This window comes from Streptococcus plurextorum DSM 22810 (assembly GCF_000423745.1).
Classification (GTDB): Bacteria; Bacillota; Bacilli; order Lactobacillales; family Streptococcaceae; genus Streptococcus; species Streptococcus plurextorum.
On record NZ_AUIO01000004.1, the window covers coordinates 113061 to 130383 of the forward strand.

Consider the following 17323-nt stretch of genomic DNA (forward strand, 5'->3'; position numbering starts at 1 on the left):
TCCTCTCATAAAAATCTGCAAAGGCTTACATTTAGTATAACATATTTATATGTAAATGTGACATTTTATTTGAAAAAATTAGAAAACATCGCAAAATCATATAGAAGATGTCAAATATTCCTATTCAATATTAAAACGTTTACATGGTATAGTTGTATTGAAAAAAACAAAGATAGTCGACTTAGTCGACAACAAGAAAAGGAGTGTTACCATGAAGAAATTTGGTCGCTATATTGCCCTGTTTACGGCCAGCTGCTTGCTTGCGGCGTGCTCACCATTAACGGAGTCCAGCAAAGCATCAGGAGGCAGTAGTTCTGATAAAACAGAAATATCCTATGCCATTTGGGATTCTGGTCAGGAACCTGGTTTGAGAAAGATTGCAGATGAATTTGAGAAAAAGAATCCAGATATTAAAATCAATATTCAAGTATCGGATTGGGATTCTTACTGGACCATGTTAGAAGCGGGTGCCACAGGCGGTTCACTTCCAGATACTTTCTGGATGCACTCAAATGAAATCTACCGCTATGGTTCCAATGAAATGTTATTGCCATTGGATGACTATTTGGCTAAGAGTGAAGATGCCAAATTAGCTAATTTCCCTGAAGGCTTAAATGAGATTTACAATATCAATGGCAAGCAATATGCCATGCCAAAAGATTTCGATACGATAGGTCTTTGGTACAATAAAAAATTATTTGATGAGGCAGGTATTGCCTATCCAGATGAGACTTGGGATTGGAATAAGCTGAAAGAAGTGGCTAAACAATTGACCAAGGAAGATGGCAGTCAGTATGGCTTTGGGGCTGGTTTGAGTAACCAAGAAGGCTACTATAACTTTATCTATCAGAATGGTGGAACAGTCATTACCGATGATTTGAAATCAGGCTATGATAATCCTAAGACCATTGAAGCCTTGGATTACTACTTTAGCTTTATCAAAGAAAAAATCTCTCCTGCCATTACAGTGGACAAAGAGCGGGCGGAAGCTTTCCAAAACGGCCAAGTGGCCATGAGTGTCTTTGGATCTTGGAATTTGTCAGGATTTACTGCCAATGACTATATCCGTGAAAATGCTGATGTTGCTGTCTTGCCAAAAGGTCCAGATGGCACACGTGCAACCATCTTTAACGGCTTGGGGCATGCCATCGCTGCGACTACTAAACATCCAGACGCTGCTTGGAAATGGGTAGAGTACCTCAGTTCAAAAGAAGCACAAGAAATGCAAGCAACCCTCGGTGTAGCCATTTCAGCCTATAAAGGTGCAGCAGATACTTGGGTAGCATCAAACAAAAACTTTGCCATCAAGAACTATGTTGACATGGTAGACTATGCACAGATTCGTCCTTATTCACAAACAACCATCAAGTGGGAAGATAAAGCTTATGAACTTTTGAAACCTGCTTATCTTGGCGAAAAAGCAACTGAAGAGGCTGCTAAGGAAACAGCTGATATGATGAATGCCCAATTGGCAACTGAAAAATAGCGAGGAGGTCTTGGGGAGTGATACTTCCCTAGACCTTCTTATTAGATAGAGGAGGAAGGGGATAAGATGTTCCGAAAAAAAGGAAGTTTAAATGAGGCCATGTGGGGATGGGGAATGGTGGCGCCGACCATCATTGGCCTAATAGTGCTTAATATCATCCCTATTTTCCAAACCATGAAGATGAGTTTTCATAAGAGTGGAGACTTTGGTAGGAATGATATTTTTGTAGGATTGGCTAATTATCAGCGAATGCTAGGAGATGTTCAAGTGTGGCAGGCAACTTGGAATACCTTGAAGTATACGATTCTAGTTGTTCCAGCTACTGTTGCCTTGGCTATGTTGCTTGCGGTTTTGCTAAATTCTAAGATTAAAGGAAAGCATATTTATCGCACCATTTTCTTCTTACCTATGGTGGCGGCACCAGCTGCGGTCACTATGGTTTGGAAATGGCTCTACAATACAGACTTCGGCTTGATAAATTATGTTTTACGCCGTCTAGGATTTGGAACGGTCAATTGGATTGAAGATCCAAAGATTGCCCTCTATTCCATTGCTCTGATTGGAATTTGGAGTACAGTTGGCTATAGCATGATTTTAATCTTGGCAGGTTTGCAGGAGATTCCAACGGATTTTTATGAGGCGGCTCGCATTGATGGGGCTAGTCCAACCAAGCAATTTTTCTCCATCACCTTGCCCTTGGTTTCACCGACCTTATTTTTTGTGGTGGTGACCAGTGTGATTCAATCCATGCAAGTCTTTGATGTTATCTATATGATGGAGGATATTCGTAGTCCTGCCTATGATAAGACGGTATCTCTGGTTTATCTGTTTTACAACAATTCCTTTAAATATTCGGATAAGGGCTACGGCTCTACCATTGTCATGTTGTTGTTATTGATTATTCTTGTCATTACTTTCGTTCAAATGAAGGTACAGAAAAAATGGGTGCATTACCGTTAAGGAGGTTCATGTGAAACAATCAGCTTTTAAATCAACTATTTGGATGCATGCCTTCTTGATTTTAGTGGCAATGGGCATGCTGATCCCGTTTGTTTGGATGGTGTTGACGTCTTTTAAAACGGTGACGGAATCTACTCAAATGAATCCTTTCCAATTTTTACCAAGTCAGTGGATGGTGAGCAATTATACGGAGGCTATTCGGACTAATAATTTTCCGATACTCTATCTGAACACCATTTTGATGATGTTATGGCGTATTTTTAGTTCGGTCATGTTCTCAGCTATGGCAGCTTATGCCTTTGCTCGCTTGGAATTTCCTGGGCGGAATGTCTTGTTTGGTCTGGTTCTTTTCCAGATGATGGTACCGCCTCAGCTATTCGTCATTCCTCAGTATTTGATGATTGACCAACTTGGTATGCGCAATACGATTTTTGCTCTGGTATTTCCAGGAATTGTCAGTGCCTTTGGTACATTCTTACTCCGTCAATTTTTCATGGGTCTTCCAAAAGAATTGGAGGAATCTGCAAAATTGGATGGTTGTAATATTGGGCAGACCTTCTTTAAGGTCATGTTGCCTCTGGCCAAGTCTGGCTTGATTGCCTTAGCGATTTTTACGGCTTTGTTTGCTTTCAAGGATTTGTTGTGGCCATTGATTATCAACTCAGAAGCGGACAAGGCTACTCTGTCTAGTGCACTTTCTAAGATTCAGGGAGCTTACGCTGTTAACTATCCTCAGCTCATGGCTGCAAGTGTTTTGGCTATTTGGCCCATGTTGGTACTTTATGTGGTATTCCAGAAGCAGTTTATCCAAGGGATTGCGACATCTGGTGGAAAATTATAGGAGGCTACAATGGGAATTATCTTTCATGAAAAGACAAAGGAATTCCATCTTTACAATGAGTTTATTAGCTATGTGTTGACGGTTTTGCCTAATGGTCATATTGGTAGTTTGTATTATGGAAAGCGTGTAACAGAAACAGCTTCCTATCAGTATGTGCGTGAAGATGAGTATCGTGCTTTGACTTCCTTTGTAGAAGACGATGACCGTTTCTTTTCACTCCAATATGCTAATCCTGAATTTGCTTGTTATGGTACAACGGATTATTTTTCTCCGACCTTTGAGTTGGTGCAGAAGGATGGTAGCAGCTTATCGCATTTTGTCTATCAAGGGCATAGGATTTATGCTGGACGTTCGGCTTTGAAGGGTCTTCCTCATCTTTATCTGGATGAGGAGGGACAGGCAGATAGTTTGGATATTTATTTGTTGGATGAAGCGTCGCAAACTCGTTTGGTCTTGTCTTATACGATTTTTCGAGATTATCCAGCGGTGACTCGCTCTGCTCGTTTTGAACAACTCGGAGAAAAATCTATCTGTTTGAACCGTGCCTTGAGTATGACACTTTGTCTGCCTGATATGGACTATGACTGGTTACATTTGGACGGGGCTTGGGGGCGCGAGCGGCATCTGCAAATATCGCCTCTTCATCAAGGTTGTCAGTCTATTTACAGTCTCAAAGGGGCAAGTAGTGCGGAGCATAATCCTTTCATGGCTTTGAAACGACCAAATGCGGATGAGCAACAGGGAGAGGTACTGGGCTTCTCGCTCGTCTATAGCGGAAATTTTTTGGCGCAGGTAGATGTGAGTTCTTTCCAAAAGACGAGAGTGAGTATGGGAATCCATCCTGACCGTTTTTCTTGGACATTAAATAAGGGAGAAGAGTTCCAGACGCCTGAGGTCGTTATGGTTTATAGCGAGCATGGTTTGAATGGCATGAGCCAAACCTATCACCGCCTCTTCCAAAAACATCTGGTACGTGGCTATTGGCGTGATAGAGAACGGCCTGTTCTCTTGAATAACTGGGAAGCTATGAGTTTTGATTTTGATGAGGAAACAATTCTTTCCTTGGCCAAAGAGGCTGCAGGTCTTGGTGTTGAACTCTTTGTCATGGATGATGGTTGGTTTGGCAAGCGAAACCATGACCGAGCAGGCTTGGGAGACTGGACGGTCAACCGTGAGAAATTGCCAAGTGGCTTGACAGGGATTATTGACCAAGTGCATGCTATGGGAATGAAATTTGGACTTTGGATCGAACCTGAAATGGTCAATAAAGACAGCGAACTTTACCGAGCGCATCCAGACTGGATTTTCCATCATCCTCAGCATAGTCAATCGCATGGACGCCACCAATATACCTTGGATTTGTCAAGAGAAGATGTTTATCAAAATATTCATGACCAACTCCATCGGCTGTTGGCTGAGCATGATATTGACTATATCAAGTGGGATATGAATCGCTATATGACAGAGGTCTTTACATGTACGCGGGAGTCGGAGCGGCAAGGTGAGACCTTCCATCGCTATATTCTCAATCTCTACCGCTTATATGATAGCCTGATAGCAGCTTTTCCGACGGTTCTATTTGAATCTTGTTCAAGTGGTGGAGCTAGATTTGACCCGGGAATGCTCTACTATGCACCGCAAACCTGGGTCAGCGATGACACGGATGCCATGGAACGCTTGAAAATCCAATATGGAACGAGCATGGTTTATCCTCTAAATAGCATGGGTTGCCACGTGTCAGCTAGTCCCAATCAGCAGTTGGGGCGAGCTACTCCACTAAGCACACGTGCCAACGTTGCTTTCTTTGGTAGTTTTGGCTATGAATTGGATTTGTTTGAGTGTAGCCAAGAAGAGTTGGAAGAGATGAAGGAGCAGATTGCCTTTTACAAGGCTCACCGTAAGATCTTCCAACAGGGTATTTTCACTCGCCTTAAAAGTCCATTCGATGGTGAAATAACGGCTTGGCAGGTCCAATCCTTAGATGGTCAGCAAGTTATCGTGGGCTATTACCGTCGGTTAACAACTGCCAATCTTTCCTATCAACGCTTGTACTTGCAGGGGTTGGAAGAAGATGCGGTCTATCACCTTGATGGAGAAGTTTATACTGGTAGCCAATTAATGCATACAGGTCTATCTATTCGACATGGGGACCATGTTGGAGACAATAAGGACTTTACATCGTGGGTAATGGTCTTTGAAAAGCAGGGCTAATAACTTGTTACAGAAGATGTTCACTATATAAAAAACGAGGTTAACGGTTGGTTAGACCTCGTTTTTCTATGGGGCATGGAAGGAACTCTCTTTATCCCTTATTTCTGCCTTTTTTCTTTCCTGTTTTCGTGATATAATAAGAAAATAATCAATTTTATTGGAGAAATGACATGAGCTTCTACAATCACAAGGAAATCGAGCCCAAATGGCAAGAATTTTGGGCAAAAAATCATACTTTTAAGACGGGAACAGATGTGGACAAGCCAAACTTCTATGCCCTAGATATGTTCCCTTATCCGTCTGGTGCAGGCTTGCACGTTGGTCACCCAGAGGGTTATACGGCGACAGATATTCTCAGCCGTTACAAGCGTGCCCAAGGCTACAACGTCCTTCACCCAATGGGTTGGGATGCCTTTGGTCTGCCAGCTGAGCAATATGCTATGGATACGGGCAATGACCCAGCAGACTTTACAGCGGAAAATATTGCCAACTTCAAGCGTCAGATTAACGCCCTTGGCTTTTCTTACGACTGGGACCGCGAGGTCAATACGACAGACCCTAACTACTACAAGTGGACCCAGTGGATTTTCACTAAGTTGTATGAAAAAGGCCTAGCCTACGAGGCAGAAGTGCCTGTTAACTGGGTAGAGGAATTGGGAACAGCTATCGCCAACGAAGAGGTCCTTCCTGACGGAACATCTGAACGTGGTGGCTATCCAGTTGTCCGCAAACCAATGCGTCAATGGATGTTAAAAATCACAGCCTATGCAGAGCGTCTGCTCAATGACTTGGAAGAGGTTGATTGGCCTGAGTCAATCAAGGATATGCAACGCAACTGGATTGGCAAGTCAACAGGTGCCAATGTGACCTTCAAAATCAAGGGCACAGACAAGGACTTCACTGTTTTCACAACTCGTCCAGACACCCTTTTTGGTGCGACCTACGCAGTTCTTGCCCCTGAGCATGACTTGGTGGATAGCATTACCTCACCAGAGCAGGCAGAAGCGGTAGCAGAGTACAAACGCCAGGCCTCTCTCAAATCAGACCTAGCCCGTACAGATCTGGCAAAAGACAAGACAGGTGTCTGGACAGGTGCCTATGCGATCAACCCTGTTAATAACAAAGAAATTCCAATCTGGATTGCGGACTATGTTCTCGCAAGCTATGGAACAGGTGCTATCATGGCTGTTCCTGCCCACGACGAGCGTGACTGGGAATTTGCCAAGCAGTTTAACTTGGCTATCATTCCAGTTCTGGAAGGTGGCAATGTAGAAGAAGCTCCTTACACAGAGGACGGTGCCCATATCAACTCTGATTTCCTAGATGGTCTTAACAAGGAAGAAGCTATTGCCAAAATGGTGGCTTGGTTGGAAGAAAATGGTGTCGGTCAGGAGAAAATTTCTTACCGCCTCCGTGACTGGCTTTTCAGCCGTCAGCGTTATTGGGGTGAGCCAATTCCAATCATCCACTGGGAAGACGGCACTTCCACAGCAGTACCAGAAAATGAGTTACCTCTGGTATTGCCAAAAACCTCAGACATCAAGCCTTCAGGTACAGGGGAGTCACCTCTTGCTAACTTGACAGACTGGTTGGAAGTGGTGCGGGAAGACGGCGTAAAAGGTCGCCGTGAGACCAACACCATGCCACAATGGGCAGGTTCTAGCTGGTACTACCTCCGCTATATCGACCCACACAACGATGAGAAATTGGCAGACGAAGAGCTTCTCAAAGCTTGGTTGCCGGTGGACATCTACATCGGTGGTGCCGAGCACGCAGTCCTTCACCTGCTCTACGCTCGCTTCTGGCACAAGTTCCTCTATGACATCGGTGTTGTGCCGACCAAAGAGCCTTTCCAAAAACTCTTTAACCAAGGGATGATTTTGGGGACTAGCTACCGCGACAGCCGCGGTGCGCTTGTAGCGACCGACAAGGTGGAAAAACGCGATGGTTCTTTCTTCCACATCGAAACTGGTGAAGAGCTGGAGCAGGCGCCTGCTAAAATGTCCAAATCCCTTAAAAACGTGGTCAACCCAGATGATGTGGTTGAGCAGTTCGGTGCGGACACCCTCCGCGTTTATGAAATGTTCATGGGGCCACTTGACGCTTCGATTGCCTGGTCAGAAGAAGGCCTTGAAGGCAGCCGTAAGTTCCTTGACCGTGTTTACCGCCTCTTGACCACCAAGGAGATTGTGGCGGAAAATAGCGGAGCTTTGGATAAGGTGTATCATGAAACCGTGAAGACGGTGACTGAGCAGATTGAGAGCTTGAAATTCAACACGGCTATCGCTCAGCTCATGATTTTTGTCAACGCAGCCAACAAGGAAGATAAGCTCTACGTCGAATACGCCAAAGGCTTTGTTCAATTGATCGCCCCATTTGCACCACACTTGGCAGAAGAACTCTGGCAAGGTTTGACAAACACTGGTCAGTCAATCAGCTATGTCGCATGGCCAAGCTATGACGAAAGCAAGCTGGTAGAAAGCGAAGTGGAAATCGTTGTCCAAATCAAAGGCAAGGTAAAAGCTCGCTTGACCGTAGCTAAAGATCTGTCACCAGTTGACCTTGAAAAAGCAGCTCTGGCAGACGAAAAAGTCCAAGCTGAAATCGCTGGTCAAACAGTGGTGAAGGTGATTACGGTTGTAAACAAATTGGTTAATATTGTGGTGAAGTAACCAATTTAGTTGCTCATTTCCTACCTTCAACTAATTTATTGAACTGTTTTACGCACGAAGCTGTTAGAAGGTTCATCAAAAAGACTTTTTGATTAAGAAAGTTTTAAGAAAGAGCTGTTATACTTTATTCATCCTAGAAATAGGAACCCTAAAACTTTTTCTTTTTCATATCTCCTAAACTGCCCTAGCTCAATAGTGCTAGGGCAGTTTTTTGTCTGTTAAGATGACTTTTCTTAACCAAAACTTAAAAATAATTTGTAATGATTCTAAATTATTGAAATAGCGTTTTTACCATGTTATAATGTTCCAAGTTTGCAAAGAACGATGTTAAAAATAGAGAATAAGAGGATTTTCCGTGCTAAAAAAATTCAAGCAATGATTATTGCTGCTATCGCTCTAGTTGCTGGTACAATCAGTACCCTGCTTATTTTTTTGACAACAAACCAGGATGTGACATCTTCATCAAGTGCTTTAAGTCAAGAAACTGGTAATGAAACAAATGAGGCAAGCCAGACAGTTCAAGCATCTATAGCGACCTCAGATGCCGTTAACTCAAGTACCGATCAAACGGCTAAAAAGCTGGCTGATGGTATTTATACAGGAGCTATCACCTCTACGCGCCGAGGGGATTATCAGGTTCAAATGAGCGTTAGTGGTGGTACAATTACAGATATCACTGTCCTAGAGTATCCCAATAAAGACCGTGAATCGCAACAGATCAATGCCAATGCCCTTCCTACTTATACAGCGGAGGCCTTGACCAGCCAGTCCGCAGACATCAATGCCATTTCTGGAGCAACAGAAGCCTTCAATGGTTTTACAGGCTCGCTCCAAGATGCCATTAATCAGGCACAAGCATGATAGAGGAAATCCGTTTAGTGAGTCGGTTAGTGGGAGCTATGACTATTCCCTTTACCATTACAGTGGCCAGCAGCCAACCAGAATTAGTAGAGGAAAGGATGGACCAACTAGCGACCAAAATCTTAGAAGAGTTGCAACGTTTGGAGGCAAAATTTTCAGCCTTTCGAGCAGATTCTATGGTCAGCCGTTTTCAACAGGGAGACCAGACAGTCTTGCTGGATCCAGAATTTCAGGAAGTATATGCCCTAGTATTAGTGGCAGAAAAAGAGACTGGAGGAGCTTTTGATTCCTACTATAAGGGTGTTTATGACCCGACAGGTTTGACAAAGGGCTGGATTATCGAGAAGATTTTTCATCAACAGCTCAAGCCACTTTTGGCTTATCCATGGATTGAGGCAGTCAGCCTTAACGGTGGTGGGGATATGCAGTTTGAAACCAAGGCAGGTAGCGATTTTGTATGGAAGATTGGCATTGAAAGTCCAGAGGATGCACAGCATCTTTTGGCTTCCCTAACTATGAAGACAGGGGCTGTTGCCACCTCTGGTTTTAGCAAGCGGGGCCAACATATTCAATCAGCTAACTCTTTCCAGCAGCTAACCATTGTAGAGAAAAGTCTGACGCAGGCTGATGTCTGGGCAACGGCAGGCTTGGTCATGACAGAAAGTGACTTTCTGGATGCCATTGCTCAGCATGGTCTTAGTGGGCTCTATATCAAAGAAAATGCCCCTCACTTTTTTCAAGAAGGAGAACTGAAAATTGATTAAAAAAAATAATTATGCTTTAGGATTGGCTTGGCTAGTAGCCGTCTTCATCCTGCCGTTTCCATTTATTGCCACCTTTGCGACAGGGTTACCAGCTGTCTATGCCAATATGAAACCAAGCATTGCCAACGGGATTGTGGCTTATGTGTGGCTTTTACTGGCCATTTACATCGGGACCAAGCCCAAGTGGTTGGATCGTTTGATTGGCTTGCCAGCAGTCTATATGATTCACGGGATTTTGAGTTTGGTGGCGATTGTCTTGGCTTTCATGCACAAGAGTATGTTGCCGTCAGCTGGTTTGGTGAAGAATACAGGGGATTGGGCTTTTGCTCTCTTGCTCGGTTTGGCTATCTATTCCATGGTCTTCATGGCAGGCTGGTTGACCAGTCGTGTGCCGCTCTTGGCGAAAATCAAGAGAAGCTTGGAGAAGTTCTTCAAGCATGAAATTTCCGTTTGGTTGCACCGTTTGAATCTGTTGGCTGTTTTCCTGATTTTTGTTCATGTGCAGCTGATTGATTTCATCGCAAGCATCACTAGTTTTATGATTTTGTTCAACCTTGCGACAGCTTTTGTCTTTGCTAGCTATCTCTGGGCTAAGTTTAAGCCCGCAGCCAAGGGTTATGCGGCCAAGCTGGTTACCAGTCGTTTGTTGGCGGACAATATCACAGAGTTGGTCATCCATATTCCCAAAAACAAGGTCAAAAACTTGAAAGCGGGTGATTACGTCTTCATTTCCTTCCCGCAGGTGAAGGGACTCAAGGAGCCACATCCATTTTCCATTGTTAATGCTCCAACAAGCTCAGGCGAGTTGATCTTGGCCATTCGTGGTGACGGGGACTTTACCCGTGCCTTACAAGGCGTTCAAGCTCCGAGTCGGGTTGTGGTTGACGGTGGTTATGGTATGTTCCAGACCATTGTTGATGACCAGCAACCACGTCAGCTCTTGATGATTTCAGGCGGTATCGGAATTACTCCGCTCTTGTCCATTATCGATGCGAATCCAGAGATTACCACTCAGGTCTTCCACGGAGCGACGACAGAAGCAGCTCTCATTTATGGGGATAAATTTGCCCAGTGGTCAGAGGAACGGGATAATTTTCAAGTTCACCGTGAAGTTGGTCAGATTGAGGAGGGATTGATTTTATCCAGCTTACCAGATGATGTGGCTGACTTGACAGTTCTTATCAGTGGGCCGCCAGCTATGGCTCGTTACTGGATGAAAACCTTGGCGAAAAATGGCGTGCCCAAAGGCCAAATCTTCTACGAAGAATTTGGTTGGTAGACAGCTACAGAGAAGTCACGATGATGCCAGTGATGATCATGTTACTCTGGGGTCATCATTTGTGTAGGGGATTAAAAATGTGGCAGAACAAGTAGCATAAGATGATCTCAACTAACTGAAAACAGAAAACGACTTAACATCAAGTGAGTAAAGCTCGATGTTAAGTCGTTTTTAGTTTCTAAGGGCATGTTAGTTTATCAATAATCATCCTATTAATTGTCAAGTGGCAGGCTGATTTTTTCTACTCTCATTAAGCCAAAAGACATCATGGTGGTAAGCACTAAAAAATCAGAAGAAAAGGAGCAAATTCTCCACAAAACAGTCAGAGGTTTGCTCATTTGATCCCGATAGGACGATTACAGTAATTCCGCATGGTCAATTTTGATACAGCGGTTCATGACGATGTGATTTCGGTCTGCCTCTCGAAGGATTTTTTCGGCTTCCTGGCTTTCCAGTCCTAGTTGTGCCCAGAAGATTTTGGCATCTGTGTCAAGAAAATCTTTTGCCACGTCAGGCAGATAATCACTTCGTCTAAAGACATCAACGATATCAATATGAACAGGGATTTCTTGTAAACGAGCATAAGCTTTTTCTCCAAGAATCTCTAGCCCAGCTAACTTAGGGTTGACGGGAATAATGGTGTAGCTAGCGTTTTTAAGGTAGTTGGCTACACGGTATGCTGCTGTATCTTGACGGTCAGAAAGTCCGACAATAGCAATCGTTTTTGCGTTTAAGAGATATTCACGGATAAGAAGGTCCGTTGGATTTTGAAAGGAATAAGTCATAATTACCTCCATTAAGATAAATCAAATTGGAACACAAATAACAATAAAATGAGGGCAAGGCAAACAACCAAGTGGCTGGTCTTCTCATTTCAGCCTCTTTTTGAGCCTCTGGTTTATATAGGGTAGTGGTTAAACTATCTCAAGAATGTGGCTTTTACGCTTTTTTGGAGAGTTGATAAAGAACAGTTTTCAAATAGCCGATGGTTGTGTGTAAGTCGGATTCTAAGTCGCGACCTTCAGCTGAGATTGGGAAAATAATGGCCCCAACAAGAATAGAATCATCAAAATTCCCAGTATTTTCTAATCTGTAAAAAGTGAGCTTAGCAGTATTGTTATTTTCCTTTTCTTCATAGCCGACATACCATTCTTGATCGTCAATCTGAATGTTCGTTATAGCTTGAAAATACTGACCATCACGAGTCATGACCTCATTAAGGTTCTCAATGTCATGAATTTCTCCCCCATCAAGCGGAGATTGCTCATAAGCATCGAGAGTATAAAGCTGGACAATAGGTTGGATATGTTGCCCGTAAGCTATGTAGTCAATATCTGCATCAGGAATACGTGATTGATAAAGTTCCCAGGTAGAGGGATAGATATAATCACGGTAATGAATGATTGGATTACCTTGTAAATCAGTCTGAACAATACCGTTATCAGCAGGTGCTAAGCGAGCTTTATTGACGGGAGCGACTGAATCTGTTATTGGTTTGATAGGAACAGCTGCTAGTGTTTCCAAGCGCTCTTTTTGGGAAGGATTAGCTAGCTCTGAGCTTGTCTTATTTGTAGTTGTTTGAACATCGGTCTCTAGCGAGTAGGAACGACAAGCCACCAAGGCTAAGCTAAGCAAACAGGTGGTCAGGAGATAGTAGCGTTTCATATTGGATAGACTCCGTTCTAATTAGATGTGATGCTATGATTTCTTTGACAAAAATAATCCTAGTTTTTGATGAGGTTGGAAGTAATTGTCTGTTGCAATTTTTTATTTAGCCTCATACCAGTTTCCACCTGTCTCGGCTTCGGCGATGAGGGGAACCGCTAGTTCTACAGCTGATTGCATCGTATCCTGGACTAAAGTTGTCACAGCATCTAGCTCATCTTTTGGCACTTCAAGAACAATTTCATCGTGTACTTGGAGCAACATTTTAGCCTTGTAGCCGGCGGCAAGCAAAGCCTTATCTAGGTTAATCATCGCGATTTTGAGAATGTCAGCTGCGCTCCCTTGAATCGGTGAGTTGATGGCTGTTCGTTCTGCAAAATTACGGACATTGAAGTTGCGTGAGTTGATATCAGGTAATTCGCGACGGCGCTTAAAGAGGGTTTCGACGTAACCTTTGTCTTTAGCATCACGAACCACTGACTCCATATAATCTTTAATGCCTGGATAACGTTTGAAATAGGTATCGATGTATTCTTTAGCTTGCTTTCGGAAAATCCCAAGGTTATTGGCCAAGCCAAAATCAGAAATCCCATAAACGATACCAAAGTTGACTGCCTTGGCATTGCGACGATCATTATCTGTCACATCTTCTGGTCTTTCAATTCCAAAAACACGCATAGCCGTTGCGGTATGAATGTCCGCGCCCTCATTAAAGGCAGCGATGAGGTGCTCATCTTTTGAGATATGGGCTAAGACCCGCAGTTCGATTTGTGAATAGTCAGAACTCAGTAGCACAGCATCTTCAGAAGATGGCACAAAAGCCTTACGGATCAAGCGCCCTTGCTCTAGACGAATGGGAATATTCTGCAAGTTGGGATCAATGGAAGACAAACGACCGGTCTGAGTTAAATCTTGTACGTAACGGGTATGAATCTTGCCATCAGCCAAGATATAATTGGGCAGACCTAGAAGGTAGGTAGATTGCAGCTTGGTGATTTGACGGTATTCTAAAATCTTAGAGACTATAGGAGCGATCGGGGCGAGACGTTCCAAGACGTCTACAGCTGTCGAATAACCAGTCTTGGTTTTTTTAGTGTATTCAAGTGGCAGTCCCATCTTGTCGAAAAGGACTTCTCCCAGTTGTTTTGGCGAGTTGATGTTGAAATCAAATCCCGCCATTTCATAGATTTCCTGTGTCAAGCGGTCAATAACGACTTGGTTTTCGATAGCCATTTCAGCTAAGGTGCCACTTTTGACGGTAATGCCTGCGATTTCCATCTTAGCCAAGACATTTGCCAGTGGTTGCTCCATGTCAAAAAGCAGGTCTGACTGACCGTTTTCAGCCAGTTTGTCAAGCATGGTAGTTTTGGATGCTATCAAGACTTTGACTTTTTTGGCTAAATGGCTGAGCAGTACGTCTTTTTCTGGAACAGCACGTTTAGCGCCTTTTCCATAGACAACTTCATCTGTTTCAAGAGGCAGAGCAGTATAGAGACGAGCGATTGTTGACAGTTCATTGTCTTCGACGGTTGAAAGAAGGTACTTGGCCAGACGAGCATCAAAGGCGAGAGTTGGCAAATCAATCCCCAAACGATTGAGCAAAACTTTTCCGCGTTTAAAATCATAGGTGTTGATAGCAGAGCTTAGAGCTTTTTGGAAAGGCTCCGATGACAGCAAGGTCAAATCCGTAGAGGCATAGATAGTGTCAGCATTCCCCCAAGCAAAACCAATCATGTCTTCCATGTGGTAGTTATCGTTGAGGATTTCAAAATAAAAGAAATCGTCTACCGTAAAATGGTCTGAGCTGACCTGCTCAGGCTCAGTGTAAGCCACATCAAAGGTCTCAAGGACAGCCTCGCCAGCTAGGGCATTTTTAAACTGGACAAAGCCCATGTCATCGTAAAAACGAGCTAATTTTTCCAAATCAGGTCCTGCAAAAAGGGTATCGTCAAGGCTGATTTCAATAGGTGCTTGGGTATTAATGGTAGCAAGGGTCTTAGAAAGGAAAGCCTGTTCTTTATCCATGATAAGGTTTTCTTTCATTTTAGAGGCTTTCATGCTATCGATATTGTCATAAATGCCCTCCAAGCTACCGTATTCGTGTAGGAGTTTAAGACCAGTTTTTTCACCAATTTTGGTCACACCTGGGATGTTGTCAGAAGCATCTCCCATAAGTGCTTTTAAATCGATAAACTGATCTGGCGTGATGCCCATTTTTTCCATCAGGTAAGCGGGAGTAAATTCTTCGAATTCAGCGACCCCTTTCTTAGAAATCTCGACAATGGTATTTTCGTCGGTCAACTGAACCAAGTCTTTGTCTCCGCTGACAATGGTCACCTCAAAAGGCCTGTCAGATCGCTCTGCCATTTTGTCCAAGGTGCCGATAATATCGTCTGCTTCGTAGTTAGTAAGGTCATAATAAGAAATGCCACGTGCTGCAAGCATTTCTCGAATATAGGGAAATTGCTCACGAAATTCCTCAGGCGTCTTGGCACGACCCGCCTTGTAATCGGCGTACATTTCCGTACGAAAAGTCGTCTTACCAGCATCAAACGCGACTAATATATGAGTAGGCTGGATGCGTTCAATCAGGTGATCTAGCATTAGGTGAAAGCCGTAGATGGCATTAGTGTGTAGCCCTTTACTGTTTTTAAAACGATCAATTTGATTGTAAAGGGCAAAGAAGGCACGAAAGGCTACAGAAGAGCCGTCAATAAGTAATAGTTTATTCTTAGTTTCCATAGGCTTATTATAGCATAATGGAGCAATAAGCGTGAACAATTCAATCTCTCTAAGGCTTCTTATCTTAACGTGTCATCAAAAAGATAGAGTCAATCTCAAAGAACAAAATAAGGTCACGCTGAAAGCAATAACAAAAAGTGATAGCAGCGCCACTATCATCGAACTATTGAGAGAGCAACTAGTAGTTATAGTGGCTTAAATGTTGCTAGCTATTTTCACTAATATTAGCTTGATTTGATACGATGAAGGGACCTCTTGATGATGTAAGGTCACTCAAGTCATGGCGCGGGTAGGAAGACGGATTAGCTAAATAAAGAGCGTGACAAGTGATCTTTTTACACGTTCCTTCTCCTTTTCCAAAAGTGTTTGCTGAGCTTTTTTAACCGACTTGTTTCGTAAAAATTATGGGCAACTTTCACTAGGTAAATTGGCCAACTTATGATAGAATAAAAAGGATGGAAAATAGAAATAAGGAGTGATTTTGTGGAACCCAAATACAAACGTGTCTTGATTAAATTATCAGGGGAAGCTTTAGCTGGGGAAAAAGGTGTTGGTATTGATTTGCCAACGGTTCAAGCCATGGCTAAAGAAATTGCAGAAGTGCACGCTTCAGGGATTCAGATTGGCTTGGTCATTGGTGGTGGTAACCTTTGGCGAGGAGAACCAGCTGCCGAGGCAGGTATGGATCGTGTTCAGGCAGACTACACAGGGATGCTTGGGACGGTTATGAATGCTCTGGTGATGGCAGATAGTCTTCAACAGTATGGTGTTGATACACGTGTCCAAACCGCCATCGCCATGCAAAATGTAGCAGAGCCTTATATTCGGGGACGTGCCCTGCGTCATCTTGAAAAAGGTCGTATTGTGATTTTTGGTGCTGGTATCGGCTCTCCTTATTTCTCAACAGACACAACTGCTGCCCTTCGTGCAGCTGAGATTGAAGCGGATGCTATTCTCATGGCTAAGAATGGTGTGGACGGTGTCTATAATGACGACCCTCGTAAAAATGCTGATGCTGTCAAATTTGACGAATTGACGCACGTAGAAGTGATTAAACAAGGCCTTAAAATCATGGATGCTACCGCCTCAACCCTTTCTATGGACAACGATATTGACTTGGTGGTCTTTAATATGAACGAACCAGGCAATATCAAGCGCGTGGTCTTTGGAGAAAACATCGGAACAACCGTTTCAAATAAGGCCAATAACTAAATGGCTAGTGTCATTACAAATAGATAAAGAAAAGGAAACATTATGGCAAACCCAATTATTGCAAAAGCTCAAGAACGTTTTACCCACTCACACGAGTCATTGGCGCGTGAATTTGCTGCTATCCGTGCAGGTCGTGCTAATGCTAGCCTCTTAGACCGTATTCAAGTAGAGTACTACGGAGCACCAACGCCGCTTAACCAATTGGCTTCTATCACCGTGCCAGAAGCTCGTGTTCTTCTCATTACACCGTTTGACAAGTCAGTTTTGAAAGATATTGAGCGCGCGATCAATGAGTCAGATTTAGGCATTAACCCTGCAAACGACGGTTCTGTGGTGCGTTTGGTTATTCCTGCTTTGACTGAAGAAACACGTAAAGAATTAGCCAAAGAAGTGAAAAAAGTTGGTGAAAATGCCAAAGTGGCTATCCGTAACATCCGTCGTGATGCTATGGATGAGGCTAAAAAGCAAGAAAAGGCTAAAGAAATCACGGAAGACGAACTTAAAACGCTTGAAAAAGACATTCAAAAAGCGACAGATGATGCTGTTAAGAAAATTGACAGCATGACTGCGGACAAAGAAAAAGAACTCCTAACTGTCTAAGGGGTTAATAAGATAAGTCATGAGGAGGTG

Annotated in this window: 13 protein-coding genes; 10 read left to right on the forward strand and 3 right to left on the reverse strand. The window is 43.4% G+C overall.

Translation table 11 applies throughout. The annotated features are described in order from the left end of the window. Positions 1-211: 211 nt before the first annotated feature. From G575_RS0104670 to G575_RS0104705, 8 genes are all read left to right on the forward strand, one after another. Positions 212-1486 carry an ABC transporter substrate-binding protein gene (locus G575_RS0104670; protein WP_027971689.1) on the forward strand — a complete coding sequence of 425 codons (1275 nt, stop codon included), beginning with the start codon at positions 212-214 and terminating at the stop codon, positions 1484-1486. Between the two features lie 66 nt (positions 1487-1552). Next, a complete protein-coding gene (locus G575_RS0104675) occupies positions 1553-2446 on the forward strand; it encodes a carbohydrate ABC transporter permease (RefSeq protein ID WP_027971690.1) in 894 nt (297 codons plus the stop codon). 10 nt (positions 2447-2456) lie between these two features. Next, positions 2457-3287, forward strand: coding sequence for a carbohydrate ABC transporter permease (locus G575_RS0104680; protein ID WP_027971691.1), 831 nt, complete (start codon positions 2457-2459; stop codon positions 3285-3287). A 9-nt stretch (positions 3288-3296) separates the two neighbouring features. Beyond that, entirely contained in the window at positions 3297-5498 is a 2202-nt protein-coding gene (locus tag G575_RS0104685) for an alpha-galactosidase (protein WP_027971692.1), read from the forward strand. A 170-nt stretch (positions 5499-5668) separates the two neighbouring features. Next, complete coding sequence (gene leuS / locus G575_RS0104690) at positions 5669-8170, forward strand: leucine--tRNA ligase (protein ID WP_027971693.1); 2502 nt, start codon at positions 5669-5671, stop codon at positions 8168-8170. A gap of 324 nt (positions 8171-8494) precedes the next feature. After that, positions 8495-9031 carry an FMN-binding protein gene (locus G575_RS0104695; RefSeq protein ID WP_051176918.1) on the forward strand — a complete coding sequence of 179 codons (537 nt, stop codon included), beginning with the start codon at positions 8495-8497 and terminating at the stop codon, positions 9029-9031. Beyond that, a complete protein-coding gene (locus G575_RS11150) occupies positions 9028-9795 on the forward strand; it encodes an FAD:protein FMN transferase (protein ID WP_037622680.1) in 768 nt (255 codons plus the stop codon). The genes G575_RS0104695 and G575_RS11150 overlap by 4 nt, the downstream gene beginning before the upstream one ends. Beyond that, positions 9788-11074: a ferric reductase-like transmembrane domain-containing protein gene (locus G575_RS0104705; RefSeq protein ID WP_027971695.1), complete on the forward strand. Its 1287-nt coding sequence runs from the start codon at positions 9788-9790 to the stop codon at positions 11072-11074. Before G575_RS11150 ends, G575_RS0104705 begins: the two co-directional genes overlap by 8 nt. A 356-nt stretch (positions 11075-11430) precedes the next feature. On the opposite strand, the gene G575_RS0104710 is transcribed toward G575_RS0104705, so the two are convergent. The 3 genes from G575_RS0104710 to polA form a co-directional block, all read right to left on the reverse strand. Next, entirely contained in the window at positions 11431-11859 is a 429-nt protein-coding gene (locus tag G575_RS0104710; RefSeq protein WP_027971696.1) for a CoA-binding protein, read from the reverse strand. 154 nt (positions 11860-12013) lie between these two features. Beyond that, positions 12014-12739 (reverse strand): hypothetical protein, encoded by a 726-nt coding sequence (locus tag G575_RS11155; RefSeq protein ID WP_051176920.1) that lies wholly within the window; start codon positions 12737-12739, stop codon positions 12014-12016. A 102-nt stretch (positions 12740-12841) separates the two neighbouring features. After that, a complete protein-coding gene (polA, locus tag G575_RS0104720; RefSeq protein WP_027971697.1) occupies positions 12842-15481 on the reverse strand; it encodes a DNA polymerase I in 2640 nt (879 codons plus the stop codon). A gap of 483 nt (positions 15482-15964) precedes the next feature. Here polA and pyrH point away from each other — a divergent pair, with 483 nt between their 5' ends. Beyond that, entirely contained in the window at positions 15965-16693 is a 729-nt protein-coding gene (gene pyrH, locus G575_RS0104730) for a UMP kinase (protein ID WP_027971698.1), read from the forward strand. Positions 16694-16735: 42 nt separating this feature from the next. Then, positions 16736-17293, forward strand: a complete 558-nt coding sequence (gene frr / locus G575_RS0104735; protein ID WP_027971699.1) for a ribosome recycling factor — start codon at positions 16736-16738, stop codon at positions 17291-17293. Positions 17294-17323: the final 30 nt, after the last annotated feature.

Excerpts from the sequence above, each read along its gene's own strand:
- polA (WP_027971697.1), bottom strand. The coding sequence starts at position 15,481 with ATGGAAACTAAGAATAAACTATTACTTATTGACGGCTCTTCTGTAGCC.
- G575_RS0104710 (WP_027971696.1), bottom strand. The coding sequence starts at position 11,859 with ATGACTTATTCCTTTCAAAATCCAACGGACCTTCTTATCCGTGAATAT.
- G575_RS0104675 (WP_027971690.1), top strand. The coding sequence starts at position 1,553 with ATGTTCCGAAAAAAAGGAAGTTTAAATGAGGCCATGTGGGGATGGGGA.
- leuS (WP_027971693.1), top strand. The coding sequence starts at position 5,669 with ATGAGCTTCTACAATCACAAGGAAATCGAGCCCAAATGGCAAGAATTT.
- G575_RS0104685 (WP_027971692.1), top strand. The coding sequence starts at position 3,297 with ATGGGAATTATCTTTCATGAAAAGACAAAGGAATTCCATCTTTACAAT.
- G575_RS0104670 (WP_027971689.1), top strand. The coding sequence starts at position 212 with ATGAAGAAATTTGGTCGCTATATTGCCCTGTTTACGGCCAGCTGCTTG.
- frr (WP_027971699.1), top strand. The coding sequence starts at position 16,736 with ATGGCAAACCCAATTATTGCAAAAGCTCAAGAACGTTTTACCCACTCA.
- G575_RS11155 (WP_051176920.1), bottom strand. The coding sequence starts at position 12,739 with ATGAAACGCTACTATCTCCTGACCACCTGTTTGCTTAGCTTAGCCTTG.
- G575_RS0104695 (WP_051176918.1), top strand. The coding sequence starts at position 8,495 with ATGTTAAAAATAGAGAATAAGAGGATTTTCCGTGCTAAAAAAATTCAA.
- G575_RS11150 (WP_037622680.1), top strand. The coding sequence starts at position 9,028 with ATGATAGAGGAAATCCGTTTAGTGAGTCGGTTAGTGGGAGCTATGACT.